The 13,166-nt window shown below is 56.4% G+C and carries 12 protein-coding genes; 11 read left to right on the top strand and 1 reads right to left on the bottom strand.

What is annotated here, in order from left to right; all coding sequences use genetic code 11:
• Positions 1–57 precede the first annotated feature (57 nt).
• The 11 genes from Q7U76_14405 (at position 58) to Q7U76_14355 (ending at position 12,156) form a co-directional block, all read left to right on the top strand.
• Positions 58–2,607 carry a hypothetical protein gene (locus tag Q7U76_14405; protein ID MDO8357576.1) on the top strand — a complete coding sequence of 850 codons (2,550 nt, stop codon included), beginning with the start codon at positions 58–60 and terminating at the stop codon, positions 2,605–2,607.
• Positions 2,608–2,701: 94 nt separating this feature from the next.
• Complete coding sequence (locus tag Q7U76_14400; protein MDO8357575.1) at positions 2,702–2,887, top strand: hypothetical protein; 186 nt, start codon at positions 2,702–2,704, stop codon at positions 2,885–2,887.
• A gap of 151 nt (positions 2,888–3,038) precedes the next feature.
• Positions 3,039–4,802 (top strand): hypothetical protein, encoded by a 1,764-nt coding sequence (locus tag Q7U76_14395; protein ID MDO8357574.1) that lies wholly within the window; start codon positions 3,039–3,041, stop codon positions 4,800–4,802.
• A 312-nt stretch (positions 4,803–5,114) separates the two neighbouring features.
• On the top strand, positions 5,115–5,606 hold the full coding sequence (locus tag Q7U76_14390; protein MDO8357573.1) for a hypothetical protein: 492 nt from the start codon (positions 5,115–5,117) through the stop codon (positions 5,604–5,606).
• A gap of 91 nt (positions 5,607–5,697) precedes the next feature.
• On the top strand, positions 5,698–6,225 hold the full coding sequence (locus tag Q7U76_14385; GenBank protein ID MDO8357572.1) for a M66 family metalloprotease: 528 nt from the start codon (positions 5,698–5,700) through the stop codon (positions 6,223–6,225).
• A 58-nt stretch (positions 6,226–6,283) separates the two neighbouring features.
• Positions 6,284–7,156, top strand: coding sequence for a hypothetical protein (locus tag Q7U76_14380; protein MDO8357571.1), 873 nt, complete (start codon positions 6,284–6,286; stop codon positions 7,154–7,156).
• Between the two features lie 122 nt (positions 7,157–7,278).
• Complete coding sequence (locus Q7U76_14375) at positions 7,279–7,980, top strand: glycosyltransferase family 2 protein (GenBank protein ID MDO8357570.1); 702 nt, start codon at positions 7,279–7,281, stop codon at positions 7,978–7,980.
• Between the two features lie 335 nt (positions 7,981–8,315).
• Positions 8,316–9,494 (top strand): hypothetical protein, encoded by a 1,179-nt coding sequence (locus Q7U76_14370; GenBank protein ID MDO8357569.1) that lies wholly within the window; start codon positions 8,316–8,318, stop codon positions 9,492–9,494.
• A gap of 138 nt (positions 9,495–9,632) precedes the next feature.
• The gene (locus Q7U76_14365) at positions 9,633–10,367 is read left to right on the top strand and encodes a hypothetical protein (GenBank protein ID MDO8357568.1); all 735 of its coding nucleotides are present in this window, start codon (positions 9,633–9,635) and stop codon (positions 10,365–10,367) included.
• Positions 10,368–10,513: 146 nt separating this feature from the next.
• Positions 10,514–11,557, top strand: coding sequence for a phage tail protein (locus Q7U76_14360; GenBank protein ID MDO8357567.1), 1,044 nt, complete (start codon positions 10,514–10,516; stop codon positions 11,555–11,557).
• A gap of 77 nt (positions 11,558–11,634) precedes the next feature.
• The gene (locus Q7U76_14355; protein MDO8357566.1) at positions 11,635–12,156 is read left to right on the top strand and encodes a type VI secretion system tube protein Hcp; all 522 of its coding nucleotides are present in this window, start codon (positions 11,635–11,637) and stop codon (positions 12,154–12,156) included.
• A gap of 217 nt (positions 12,157–12,373) precedes the next feature.
• Here Q7U76_14355 and Q7U76_14350 read toward each other — a convergent pair.
• The coding region (locus Q7U76_14350) for a phage baseplate assembly protein V (protein MDO8357565.1) at positions 12,374–13,166 on the bottom strand (793 nt) is incomplete at its 5' end.

Raw genomic sequence — 13,166 nt, 5'->3', positions numbered from 1 at the left:
AGCGCTGACTCGATATGCGAGATGCGCCGCAAATGACTACCTGAGGGAGCCACAACTATGACAACACGCGTCTTGATCGGGATGGTGCTTCTCAGTGCCCTTGCCGGTTCACCCTCATACGCCTGGAAACTTGAGACCCACTACTGGCTGGCAAAAGAGGTCGTCAAAGAACTCGGGGCAACCAATGGGTCGGTCAGCATCCCATCGAAATCGAGCTACTCAATCCCGCCAGGTTTGTACCAGGCCATCAAGGACAAGCCGGGAGACTATCTCATCGGCGTCCTCGGCCCGGACACCTATCCGGACATGGTGGCAGGACAAATGACCACGCACCCAGGATTGGAGGCTACTCCGCGCGATCCGAAGGACATTCTGCCTCTTGCAAAGAATGTCCTGGCAATGACAGGACGGCATCTACAGGGACCTCTTTGGGGTACGGACGATTGGCTCCAATGGGTACGGTCGCGCGCCATGCTTCCGTTAGCATCGGGCGTATCCCCGAGGACTCGTCAACGCGAGCTTGCGTTTGCCTATGGCTACCTGACGCATGCAGCTATGGACATGTGGGCGCACTCCTACGTCAATCTCTATTCCGGTGACGTATTTTCATTGATGGATGAGCAGGAGGTGGAGTTCCGTCACATGGCGATCGAAACCTTCGTCAAACGGACCCACCAAGGCATCTTCGCCGCTCCGATTGAATTGACGCAGGAACTGGCTGTGGTGCAACTGCGAAACAAACTTCGCAATCCCTTGAGCGTAACGACCCCGTCTACAGACGAGCTTTCGAGGCTCACCGCTCCCGTAGACTTTGTCCGCAGCACCTTGATCCTCAATTCCCATGTGGCGAATCAGTATGCGCGCGAACTATCCACCCTCCACCTTTTCGCAATGTATGTGTACTGGGCGGAAGTCGGCGAAATCCGTTCGCGCGTGCAGCCTCTCCGTACCCTGGTCAATACGGCGGCCCTGGACGCCGATCGCAAAGTACGCGATGCCGAGGCGGCGTTCGACGCGGCCGACAGGGCGTTGAGACTGACCGGCCAGGCCTATTCGACCGCCTACGATCTGTTCAAGCAGGCTGAACGCGTGGTGACCGATGCGGCCGCCGCGCTGGATCGGGCCATTCGGGACACCAGACGGACGTTCAACCTCGGAGACGACATCAACAATTGGCCGCCTCCGGCAAAAGCGGCCATTCAGTTCGCACAAAACGCGATGCGTGCGGCAAACAACGCACTGACGTCCGCCAGGAATGATTACAATCGGGAGAAAGGTAAGCGGGATCGCCTACAGGCAGACCAGGAACGGGCCCTCCGTAATGCGGATACTGAGAAAGCAGCCCGCATTGCCATTAGACAAGTACGAGACCAGTCGCTGAACGTTATCGATGGGGGCGTCACTACCTGGCAGGAAGGGATCGAAGATTCCGTCGATGCGTATATCCTGGCCTGGGAAGATACCTCAAAAGAATTGATGCGTCCTCCCGGAAGAAGATTGTCTCCCGGAGGAGATATCACGGAGCCGCTGAAGGAGTGGGTCACCTGCTGGGGTCCCACATTTGGATTACCGGTACTCACGCAGATCGCTCCGGTCTGTCAAAAAGCCCGGTCCAGTTACCTCACCGCTTCCGACCAAATCAAACAACTCCTTCAAAATGCCCTGATCCCCAGACCTGTCAGGGACGCGCTGGAAGAACTCGACAGGCTGGCGAACCGAGCTGTCCAACAAATCGTGCCCGAAGCCGCAAAGATGGTGTCGGCAACGATTCGGATCGACAACGGTGCCATCGCCGGTTATGCGAGATCAATCGTCAACCTCCGCATGAAGGAACCGACAAGCCCTGAGATCGATGCAGAATTCGCCGACGACATCTCCGGCAAGCATCTGGCGACGTTCCCCACTCGTTTTACCGATTTGCTTTACCAGGACATGGGTTTTTCGCCTCTAAACGACGGACAGCTCCATGCAGACAAATCGCTAGTCGATCTCCGTAGCTTTGCCGCACTTCAGAATGCCTTCACGATGGCCAAGCTCGTGTTGTTGGACGGTGGTGATTTGAACCGTTTAACCCTCACGCCCGCCACTGGTTTCCGTGAGCTAAGAATGGCGCGGACCGCATCTCCTCCTCCGCTCAAACCCTACGATATCCAGGCACCGGCCGGTGAAATTCTCATCGGTGCCGTGAGGAGTATCGACGGAGACCACCAGTGGCAAAAACTTGCTCCGCTCCTGCCAAGAAGAACGCCGATCAATTGTTCAGCCAAGCAACCATGCGCCCCGCGAATCTTCGGATACGACGGGAGTGAACCGGGGAAAAGCGGACTTAGATTCTGGCGGGATCCGGAGCTTCGTCAGTCGGTCTTCAACAAAATCTTCCAGGGGCCTCTGACTCCGGGATTAGTGTCGGCATTGGGCCCTCAGAATCTCGCACGAGGAATTGGGATCTGTCCGAATGACCCCTTTCCGCCCAGCAATGGCTTTGATGGCTGTCGGGATGCCAAACTCGTCCCCAATTTCCCTGTGGTACCAAAATCAATGCAGCCCCTAAACCCACTGGGACAGACCCTGCCCCCGGCGGGCATGCAAAAGCCATTTTCACGATAATGGGTCAACTATTCTTACGAACTGACGACTCAACAGCTATAGAGTCCTTGATCATTTTGACAATGAGTACGTTCATCACATGAGGGGTAGCGCGATGTTCCAATTTCAGAGCGCGAGGGGATTGAACATCGTAGGTCTGTTTGCTCCGCTGGTCGATAATCTTCAGAAAGAGGCGATCCTGTTCCTGGCCGAGTCCTATATCAAAGATACTCGCCTGGCCATTGAGCACTATAACGTCAGCGTGCGTGAACTCGCTGAAGCATCGGCACGACTACGGTAGTCAGAGTGGATAACGAGACAATAGGCCAATTTTCAGCTCTTGGGGCTAGGGCGCTACTCGTTGCCCCAGCATAATGTCATTAGCTCACGATCGAATCGTGTCCATGCGGCCCGAATAGTCTGTCTTCATGCCGCAATATTCCAACATTGGTATGCCGAATCATAAACCGAACCTTGACGATGCCACGCCGCTATCCCCTGGGCAAACCGGACTGAAGTGGTCCGTCATAGCACCGATGGTGTGCCTGCTCGGCGCCATCGCTGTGACGTGGCCTCTAGCCTGGCATGTGTCATCAGCGATTCCGCTCGGCACTGAGCCGGAAGCCACGGTTCCCATCTTCAACCTGTGGACACTCTGGTGGACGGCAGACCGGATTGGGCAAGGGTTCAGCTCGTATTGGAATGCCCCCATTTTCTATCCGAACCCGGGAACCTTCAGCTACTCCGAACCACAGACATTCGTAGGGTTTCTGGTCTCGCCCTTATGGTGGCTCGATATCCCGCCAGCGTTGATCTACAACGTGGCGTTGCTCTTGATCCTGACCCTCAACGGCCTGTTTGCCTTTCGTATCCTTCGTGCACTGTCTCAGCCTGCCTTTACTGCCATCCTCGGCAGCCTGCTGGTTGTCGCGTTGCCCTTTGTGGCGAAGGTGCTTGGAGTGCTTCCGGTCTTGCCGCTGTTCGGTCTGCTTTGGGCCCTCGACGGCTTGGTGCGTTTCTCCCACACACGACATGTCCGGCATGCTTGGTGGGCATCGGCCGGCTATATCGTCCAATGCCTGACCTCTCAGCAACTGGCACTCTTGAGCGCTCCCTTCGTCGGTATAGCCGGACTGCTGACTCTATGGGCTGTTCGCAGTGAGCGGCGTGCGGTCATCCACGTGATGGTCGCTCTGTTGGGTGCCGTCACCCTCCTCGCCGTGCTGATGGTTCCGATTTTATCGCTACACCGAAATCTGAACTTCGAACGCCCCTTTGCGCTTGTCTTGGCCCTCTCAGCAAAGCCATCTGATTTCGTCACTCGTCCTGCCACGGCCCTCCTGTCCATTCCTCCACGAGAATCGCCGGATCGAGACAGTGGGGGACTCTTTCCCGGCCTATTGGTCCTCATTCTGGCCGGCTTCGGGTTCGCCTCAAGCCTGCAACAGGGAGCGCAACGTCGCTGGACTATCCTCTTGGGAGCGATGGTCATCGGTTCCTTTCTCCTTGCCCTTGGCTTACATCTCGAGATTGGAAACTGGCACCCATTTTGGACTCTGCGGAATGTCGTGCCGGGCTTTGACCAACTGCGGAGCCCCTTCCGGTTCGCGATTCTCACCCAGTTGGGTCTCTGCCTGCTGGCTGCCATCGCCCTCTCCCGTCTTGCTGAGTGGCGTCCCGGAGCGAGCGGAAAGCTCTTGGCACTGACGGTCGGAATCCTGGCCTTCGCGGAAAACCTTGCGGTCCCAGTCCCGTTGATTCACATACCCGCGACGCCTCGCACGGAATGGACCGCGTGGCTCAAGACGAAACCGGCCGCGACCATCGTGGCTCATATTCCGTTCCCAGCAGGCCAGCATGTCTCTCAGTACGAGATCGAGACCTGGCGCCTCTTTGCGCAGATCGATCATAAAAAGCCGATAGTGAACGGATATTCCGGGTTTTTCCCCCCTGGGTACCTTCGGTTCCAGTTAGATATGGCTCGCGATTTTCCGAACCAGGTCCTCTTGTGCATGATGGCCCAAAACCTGCGCGTGAACACGGTGGTGATTGACCAATCCTGGTTGGCCGGGCACAACGAGCAGATCCAACGCTTTGATAGGTTCCTTCAGCTCAGTTACCGTGACGAGGCCGTCGCCATTTTTCGTCTCGACCTGCCAGACCGGGAATGCTCTTCCACGTCCCCAGGGCCAGCAACTCCAAAGGGCTCGTCATAGGCTCGCTCTATTCAAGTTTGACTTCTTTGAGGAAACCGCATATGAGTAATTTACCCTCGGAATTCATCGGTTCAGCCGATGAGGAATGAAGGTTCAAATTATGGTTCAGAATGGCTTGTTCATGCCTCACAGGTACAGCAAGCGTGAACCGTATGTCGGTCCCCAGCTCACCAGCCTTTCCGTCTTCTCTCAACTTGCCCATTCTACGTCCTGGGATGAACCAGTTCGCTCTCCAGAACGACTCACTAGCGCACGGGGAGTCAGCGCGCAAACCTGCAGAGATAGTACAGGGCACCCGGAGCACGGCATATCATGTCTCGAATAATCTGGTGCCTGACTCTGTTGCGAGCCCTGGTGTTGATCGTCATCGCCAGCGGGACAGCCTGTCTAGGATCCCAAGACTCGAATACGGAGGGGAGTAGCTCACAGCCGGATCGCGCAGCATTCGTCGCGGAGTTGAAAAAGCTCGGTCATGTAGTCGAGTCCAAGGGGACCATCACGCAGCCGTTCCTGTCAGTCCCGGGTCAGTTCGTGAGCATCGATGGCAACGACGTCCAGACTTTTGAGTACGCGAACGAAACAGCGTTGAAAACCGCGGTGGCGAAGATTTCCCCTGACGGCTCAACAGTCGGTAACACCCGAATCGGGTGGGTCGAGCCGCCCCATTTCTTCAAGAAAGGAAAGCTGCTTGTCCTGTATGTGGGAGTCAGTCAGAACGTGACAGAGACGCTCAATGCCGCGCTCGGCCCTCAGGTTGCGGGCGAAAAAGAGGGCCATTTAACGAAGGGAGGTGAGGGTAAGTGAAGCCGCCGGCATGGCCGGGTTGATCAGTATCACCGGGATCTGAGTCTCGTGGCACACAAGGAGCCTGGGACGCAAACGAGGAGGGGAAGCCATGAAGCAAATTGTGAAGACGGTTTTGTTAGCCGTGATTGTGCTGGGTCTTGGCATGGTCAACATTCAGGCCTTACAGGCCCATAACTGGGGAAGCTGGCATTGGGACAAGAGCAGGCTAAATTTGTGGGTGTATGGCAGCAATCAGACCGAGGCAAGAAACGCCATTGCTGATTGGGATTCTCATACCGATCTGAGCCTGCCGCTCGCTGGTTCCCACACCGATGTGAGTGTGTATGGAGCGAACGCCGGCGCCACCGGTTGGGGTGGGCTTGCCACGATCGTGAGTTCCGATTTCGACTGGTGGCACCTCTGGTGCTGGTGCAAGATCACCCATGCCCATGCCACCCTCAACACCTACTACAGTTGGTCTTCGGCGAGCGCACAGGGCGTCTTCTGTCAGGAAGTGGGTCACACGTTCGGACTGGACCACAGCGCCACGGGTGACTGTATGGCAAAGGGCTACTACAGTCCGAGTAGTAATTTCACCTCCCCCCACAATTGGGCCGATGTGAACGCCAAATACTGACCGAGGTCCTGGACTTAGTTGTGCCTCAAGGTGTGATGAAGAAGGAGGAACGAAGACCATGAACAACCAGCAACTGAATCGAATCTTATTTTCGGCGATCGCCGTCCTAGGCGTGGGGTTCCTCGCCCAGATCGCGATCAACACCTATCTCTATGCTCCACCGACCATCACCGCCGCTTGGGCCTATGATCCTCGAGACATCGCAGAAGCCAAAGGCCTCGCCAGAGACATTGTCGAAGCACAGGTGACCAAGGCGGAACGGGCCGACGATATCGTTCTCGACGCGCCGGGCGAACCAGGCGGAGTGAATCGAATCGCGGTAGAAGTCGTGACCCTCAATACCACAGGAAGGATGAAAGGAGAGCAGGCGCAGGAGATACGGGTATTCCATACCCTCGGCATGCCGTCCGGGTTTCAAGCTCCGCCCTCTATGAAAGAGGCTCCTCCCAAACCTAAGGGTGGAATAGATCCTCCGGTACAAATATTCCCATTCGTGGCGAATACCGTCAATATTCACGATGACCCCCAGTATCAACCGGGTGAGCATTATCTGATGTTCCTGCGGGAAGGCCCACTGGTGAAAATGAAGGGTCAGCCGGTGGCCACTCACTCTCTACTTTCTCCCAGCACGCGTTTGCTGATTCGACCAGACGGTAAGCTTGAGCCCATGTCCCAGGGTGGAGTGGGCTTTCTTCTCAGAGGACAAAACCTGGACCAGTTGCGCAAGACGATTATTGAGACCCCGGAGCGGGGACCGATACCAGGCAAGCTTCCTGGCCAGCTCGTCCTTCCGCCGGCGATGGGCCGGCTCGCCCCCTCGCTGCCTGGATTGGGCGGAGTGATGCCGCGCGGCATCGAGAAGGAAGCCGGTACTGATGCCGGTGCAACAGAGGAAATCGAGGTTCCGACGGAAGGGAAACAGCCCAACTAGAAGAGAGCATGTGCTATTCCTGGGTTCCGGGCCTCCTGCTTTGTTCTGGCAGGAGGCCCGGAATGCCAAGGCACCTTCCTTGACCGGTCTGACTGTAATTCATCACGCGCAAGACAGGCTGCATGCGTTTATCCGTCCTGATCCCCGTCCATAACGAGCGGCAGACGCTCCACACGATCGTGGAGTGTGTCATGCGCGTCGCCAAACCGCATGAAATCATTATCGTGGACGACGGGTCGACGGACGGAAGCCGCCACATTGCAGAGCAATTGCAGGAGAAGTATCCGGAGTCACTACGCTGCTGCTTTCATCCTCGAAACATGGGGAAAGGCGCGGCGCTCAGGACCGCGATCGCAGAGGCCAGCGGAGATGTCGTGATGATTCAGGATGCCGACCTCGAGTATCACCCGGAAGATTATCCGGTCGCACTCCGGCTCATTGAGCAAGGGTATGCTGATGCCGTCTATGGCTCCCGGTTCTTGGGCCCGCACCGTGCGTTTTTTTTCTGGCATTACCTCGGTAACCGGCTTTTGACATTCATCTGCAATCTCCTGACGTCTGGAATCCTGACGGACATGGAGACTGGGTTCAAAATGCTGCGTACCGATACATTGAAGTCGCTGGAGCTCAGATCCTCGACTTTCGACATCGAGGTCGAGATCACGATGAAACTCTTTCGGTACGGTTATCGCGTGTATGAGATTCCGATCACCTACACGGGCCGCACATATCGCGAGGGAAAGAAAGTTACGTGGAAGGACGGCGTGCGCGCCTTGGTGGCGTTGGTCAAATGGGGGCTGATCATCAGACCTAGGGCGACATGAGTCCTGCCTTTGCCTGTTTGTGTAGTGCGTCGGCCACCCCGATATTGGAGATCGCCGGTCCTGCTTCCACCCTACCGACATCCTGTGTCTGCATTCATCGCGCTCCTAGATTCGTTGTACTATTCCATGCCAGTGGTCCGCACTTCAGCGCTCACAATAGATGTCGATGACCCGCGTTGACAAGCCCAGAGTCGGCTTCTACACTTCTGCGGAAGCCGGTTGAACCTCCCATGCCGGCAGCGCGACACACAGGCAAGCAACATTGAGACGTGAGGGCTCAAGGGCCTTGAGACTCAGGGGAACGAGTTTTAGCAACCTCTATTAAGGAGTCACGTATGAACGACAAGCAGAATGATGCCGAGACAGAATCCGGGCTCCATCCATCACCATCACGGCGAGATTTTCTCACCCAGGCTGGATTGCTGGCTGGCGGGATGGCTCTCATGAGCATTCCCGGTTTTCGCACCGTGGCGCAGGCGGCGGTCGATTCACGAGCATATTCCTCTGGGACTATTGCGCTGGAACTCGATGGCCAGTTCGTCGATTTCCTGAAAACGGCCGACGGAGGTTTTGCGAAAGGCGATGTCGTGGTGCAGCAGTTGGGCACGTCTCTCTTTCCGTCAAAGCATCTTGCCTCGATCAAGTACCAAGATATTGCCATCCAATGCAATCCAGTGATGCCTAAACCGCTCTTTGACTGGATCGCTGCCGAACTGAACGGGTCTCATGTCAGAAAAAACGGCGCAATTGTTACAGCCGACTTCAATCGCGTGGAGCGGAGCCGGTTACAATTCAGCAATGCCTTAATCACGGAGATTGGCCTTCCTGCCTGCGATGCGGCTTCAAAGGAGGCAGGTCTCCTGACGGTCAAGTTCGCCCCGGAATTTACCGCGCCGACGGCCGGCAAAGGCGGGAACGTGATCGGTGCGGTCGCTTCGAAGCAACAAAAGGCCTGGACCCCAAATAATTTCAGGATTCGAATTCAAGGCCTTGAGGATGCCTGCAGATATGTCAGCAAGATCGAGGCGCTGGTGTTCAAACAAACCATCGTACAGGATCAGGTGGGGGAGCTACGCAACTATCAAAAGGAACCGGCCAAGATTGAGTTCCCCAACCTTGTCCTGTTCCTGTCTGAATCTCAGGCCGGTCCGTTCTATGGGTGGTTCGATGATTTTGTGGTCAAAGGCAACAACGGTCAGGACCGCGAACGGCCGGGTGTCCTGGAGCTGCTGGCGCCAGATCTCAAAGAGGTCCTGTTAACCGTGAACTTCAGCAATTTGGGAATATTCAGCTTTGCCCCGGTGAAGCAGGAGTCAAATGCAGAGGCCATCCGGAAGGTGAAAGTCGAGATGTACTGCGAGCGTCTCACGTTGGCCCAAGGTGGGATCGTCACCACGCAGTCAGCGCCACCTCCTTCACCCATGGCTCCTCCACAAGGGCAGCCAGCGCCTGCTCCAGCTCCAGCCATGACGCTTCCAGGAGGGTTCACGCCCAAAGTGATGCCACGGCAGTAGAAGGTACAGATGGGAACGAGTTCCTCGAACCGTCGCAGAGTGTGGCCATGGTCAAAATGCCCAACGACCCTGATTCATGGATTGTGCATCAGTCAGGGGAACAATGTTGATGCAACGCGAAGTGAGGGGAGTCTATTCATGAGAGCACTTCTGTTGACGCTGGCGGTACTGTTCTCACTTCACTGCCATTTTGCATGGGCGGCGGAAGAAGTGACCGATCGCGCGGTGCCGATCTTCCCTCAGATACAATCTGCTCCTCCTCTCACAGGCGCTACGAGGGGCGGGAGCACTGCGGTTGGGGGAGCGGCAGCCGGTGGCGCGAGTGGGGCAGCCGCTACTGCTGGCGGGGCTTCGGCCGGTGGAGCAGCCAGTGCCGGTGGAGGGGCCGCTGCTGGAGGAGGAGCAGCAGCGGCTGGCGGATCGGCTGGGGCTGCGAGAGGGCAATTGTCCATTGAGCAGCAAGTGGGATTTCTCCAACAGCAGGTCAGCATGCTTCAGGCACAGCTCGCGATGCTACAGACCGCTGTCCAGGTGACACCGAGTGGAGTGAAACTGCAAGGCCCCACGGTCACCATCGAGGCTCAAAATAGCGTGGCGCTGCGTGCGGGCTCGAATGTGGACGTGAGGACCGGCGTAAATCTGTCCGTCTCAACTGGGGGTAATACTTCAGTCCAAACCGGAGCGAGTCTCTCACTCCGAAGCGGGGCGGGAACTCTGGTGCAGGCGTCGGCCCCCCTCGATCTGAAAGGGTCGATGATTTTGCTGAACGGAGGGACAAAGGCGCTCGCGACCGTGGGTAGTCAAGTGCAAATGATCCCTGGTTCATCGACCGGCCAGATTATCACCGGTAGTCCGACGATCCTGGGGAACTAAGACCGTCTCCGGTTGATTCGCGAGCACTGGTTCAGCGCAATAGAGATCTCGCGCTAGATAAACCTTGGTGCCTGACTGAACGACTGATGGAGCAGAGAGATCGAATCGTGCTGTCGCGTATTCACGTATCGAAAGGAGTCTTCATTATGGCCTCGGACAAGTCGTCATCTGACCGTATCGTCCCAAACCTCTCTCGTCGTGACCTGTTTCGCACCGTCAGCCTCGCCACCGGTGGAGCCATGTTGCTGGGGCTCCCGAAATTCATTGGAAGCTGGGGGGGCACGGCAGAGGCAGCCGTCGCACGTACTTTCTCCGGGGTGAATATTGCGCTGGAGTTGGATGGAGCGCCGGCTGGGTTTATAGAAGCCGTGCAGGGCGGGAACGCCTTTGCCGATATTCTGGTGGAGGCCGTGGGCCCGGATGCGATTCAGCGAAAGCGGCCGGGACCGGTTAAGTTTGAGGACCTCGTCATCGAAGTGCGGCTGGATGGCGATGCGAAAGCCTTGATGAGCTGGATCACAGAGACGCTCACAAAAGGCTCGACCCCTAGAAACGGCGCGGTCGTGTACGCGGACATCAATTTCACTGAGGTCAAACGGCTCGAATTCTTCAATGCCGTCTTGACGGAAGTAGCGTTGCCAGCTGCGGACGCCAGCGACGGCAAGAAGCTGGCGGCACTCACGCTTCGAATCACCCCGCAGACAACGCGCTTGGCCGGGAGTAAAGGGAAAAAACTTTCAGGGATAGCGGCAAAATCAAAGAGGCTGCTGAACAGTAATTTCCGTTTCAACGTGCAGGGGCTTGAGAAGGCCTGTGTGCGCATTGGTAAGGTCGAGTCGATCGTCGCGAAACGTCCTGTTGCAGGGAGCGCGGTCGGTCAAGACCGGCTCAAGCAATCGGCTCCCGGCGTACTCGATTGTTCAATCGTTCGCCTCACGCTGCCGGAGGCCGATGCAGGCCCCTTCTACACTTGGTTCGATGACACGGTCGTAAAAGGTAGGCCAGGCGGCGAACTGGCCGGTCTGCTGGAATGGCTTGACCCGACCTTAAAAGTAGTCCTGGCCTCGGTCCAACTCGCCGGCCTGGGCATCGTTCGCTATGCACCGGAACCGATCAATGTTGGCGCAGAAAGGCCTGGACAGGTGCAAGTCGATATGTACTGCGAAAGCTTCAATATAACGATTCTGTGATGCTGCCAATCCCGTTGATTCGTTGCGAAAAAAATAGGGCCTGTAATCTTCTTATGGTTTGAAGAGGTGATAGGACGATGAAGAAATGGATGCTCGTAGTTATGGCCAGTGCGCTCTTGTCGATCATCCAGATCGATCGGAGCTATGCAGCAACGGACATGTTTCTTTTTATACAAGGAGTGCCCGGTGAGGCGACTCAAGTGCCACATGCCAATTGGATCGAGGTGGACTCCGCCTCATGGAGTCATGTTACAAAGGCTCCGTTCGACCCTCTCGTGTTCACAAAGGTGTTCGATCTTGCCTCACCTCTGCTGGCCTTGGCTGCGGCCGATGGCCGGCATTTCCAGACCGCCATTCTGGAGTTTCAAAAACCGGTGGGAAGCCAACAGCAAGTCTATCTGAGAGTCATCCTTAGCGATGTGACCGTCAAAGCCTACGCTGCAGCAGGCCATAATAATAGCGCGAGTCCTCCAGTCGAGTCGGTCAAGCTGGGATTTGCCAAAATTGAGTGGCTGTATTTTAAGCAAATGCCCAACGGCTCGTTGTCTCCCTCTCCTGCCAGAACAGGCTGGGATGTGATCAATAACAAACCGTTCTAATACTCTTGCGGAATAGTCGTGATGAACTGAGGCGAGACGGATTCATTATTGTGCATGAGGTAGAGATCCGAAACGTTTCCTGGCCAAGTACGATCTCACCTTGACGTGCGGTTCTGCTTGCTGACGGATGCGCTGATCGGGTCAGACCGTCTGTTCGAGAGGGATACGGGTTTGAAAACCCTCTCCCTCTCGACAGATAGGTCATCGGCATGCAGGCCTAGTTCTGGGTGATTTTCGAACCCTTCATCACTAAATTTCCGCTGGATTTGACGGCGATGTTGCTTCCGGCAATCTCGATGTTCCCGTCACGTTGGATGGTCAGCAGGCCTTGTCCAACCTGGATGGTTCCCGTGTCTGCTGCGACGAATTTGAGCATGGCACCGGATTGAGTCGTCAGTGACTTTCCCGTCACGATAACGGCATTGTCTCCGACCGTAAACTGCGCGTTCCGTTGACTGGTGAGCGCGAAGTTCTGTCCGGCTTTGAGCAGCATGTCCTTGCCGGCTTCCACCACCATATTCCGTCCGACTTGTTGGACCAAGTCGGCGCCTGCCTGCAACTGAAGCGACGTGCCGGACGACAATGCGACCGAAGATCCCGCCATCGTCAGACCGCTCGTGCCGAGGGTCAGCATTTGTGCGCCTGATTCTAGGACGAGCCGTTCGTGCCCTGCCGTCGCGTCAAAGATGATTTCCGCTTTCTGGCCGCTTGACGATTGCGCACGCAGCAGGGAGAGATGTTTATTGGCGGGAAGGCCAACAGGGGGCATGTCCTTCCCGTTATACAGACTGCCGATGATCACAGGACGATTCGGATCGCCATGTTCGAAGGCGATGGCGACTTCATCCCCGATATCCGGCAACCACAGGGCTGCACTTCCGACACCCGTCGCGATCTGCGCGACTCGCACAAACCCGCTGTCTCCTGGATCGGTCTGTGTGGAATGCGACGGGTTTCTCCAGGGGAATCGAATCCGAACCCGTCCGAACTGATCGACATGTTTGGTTTCA

Source organism: Nitrospirota bacterium (genome assembly GCA_030645475.1).
Lineage (GTDB): Bacteria > Nitrospirota > Nitrospiria > Nitrospirales > Nitrospiraceae > Palsa-1315.
This window is presented reverse-complemented; position numbering and strand designations above follow the sequence as displayed.

Bases quoted from the DNA above. Each gene is read 5' to 3' on its own strand.
- Q7U76_14405 (MDO8357576.1), top strand. From the start codon at position 58: ATGACAACACGCGTCTTGATCGGGATGGTGCTTCTCAGTGCCCTTGCC.
- Q7U76_14400 (MDO8357575.1), top strand. From the start codon at position 2,702: ATGTTCCAATTTCAGAGCGCGAGGGGATTGAACATCGTAGGTCTGTTT.
- Q7U76_14395 (MDO8357574.1), top strand. From the start codon at position 3,039: ATGCCGAATCATAAACCGAACCTTGACGATGCCACGCCGCTATCCCCT.
- Q7U76_14390 (MDO8357573.1), top strand. From the start codon at position 5,115: ATGTCTCGAATAATCTGGTGCCTGACTCTGTTGCGAGCCCTGGTGTTG.
- Q7U76_14385 (MDO8357572.1), top strand. From the start codon at position 5,698: ATGAAGCAAATTGTGAAGACGGTTTTGTTAGCCGTGATTGTGCTGGGT.
- Q7U76_14380 (MDO8357571.1), top strand. From the start codon at position 6,284: ATGAACAACCAGCAACTGAATCGAATCTTATTTTCGGCGATCGCCGTC.
- Q7U76_14375 (MDO8357570.1), top strand. From the start codon at position 7,279: ATGCGTTTATCCGTCCTGATCCCCGTCCATAACGAGCGGCAGACGCTC.
- Q7U76_14370 (MDO8357569.1), top strand. From the start codon at position 8,316: ATGAACGACAAGCAGAATGATGCCGAGACAGAATCCGGGCTCCATCCA.
- Q7U76_14365 (MDO8357568.1), top strand. From the start codon at position 9,633: ATGAGAGCACTTCTGTTGACGCTGGCGGTACTGTTCTCACTTCACTGC.
- Q7U76_14360 (MDO8357567.1), top strand. From the start codon at position 10,514: ATGGCCTCGGACAAGTCGTCATCTGACCGTATCGTCCCAAACCTCTCT.
- Q7U76_14355 (MDO8357566.1), top strand. From the start codon at position 11,635: ATGAAGAAATGGATGCTCGTAGTTATGGCCAGTGCGCTCTTGTCGATC.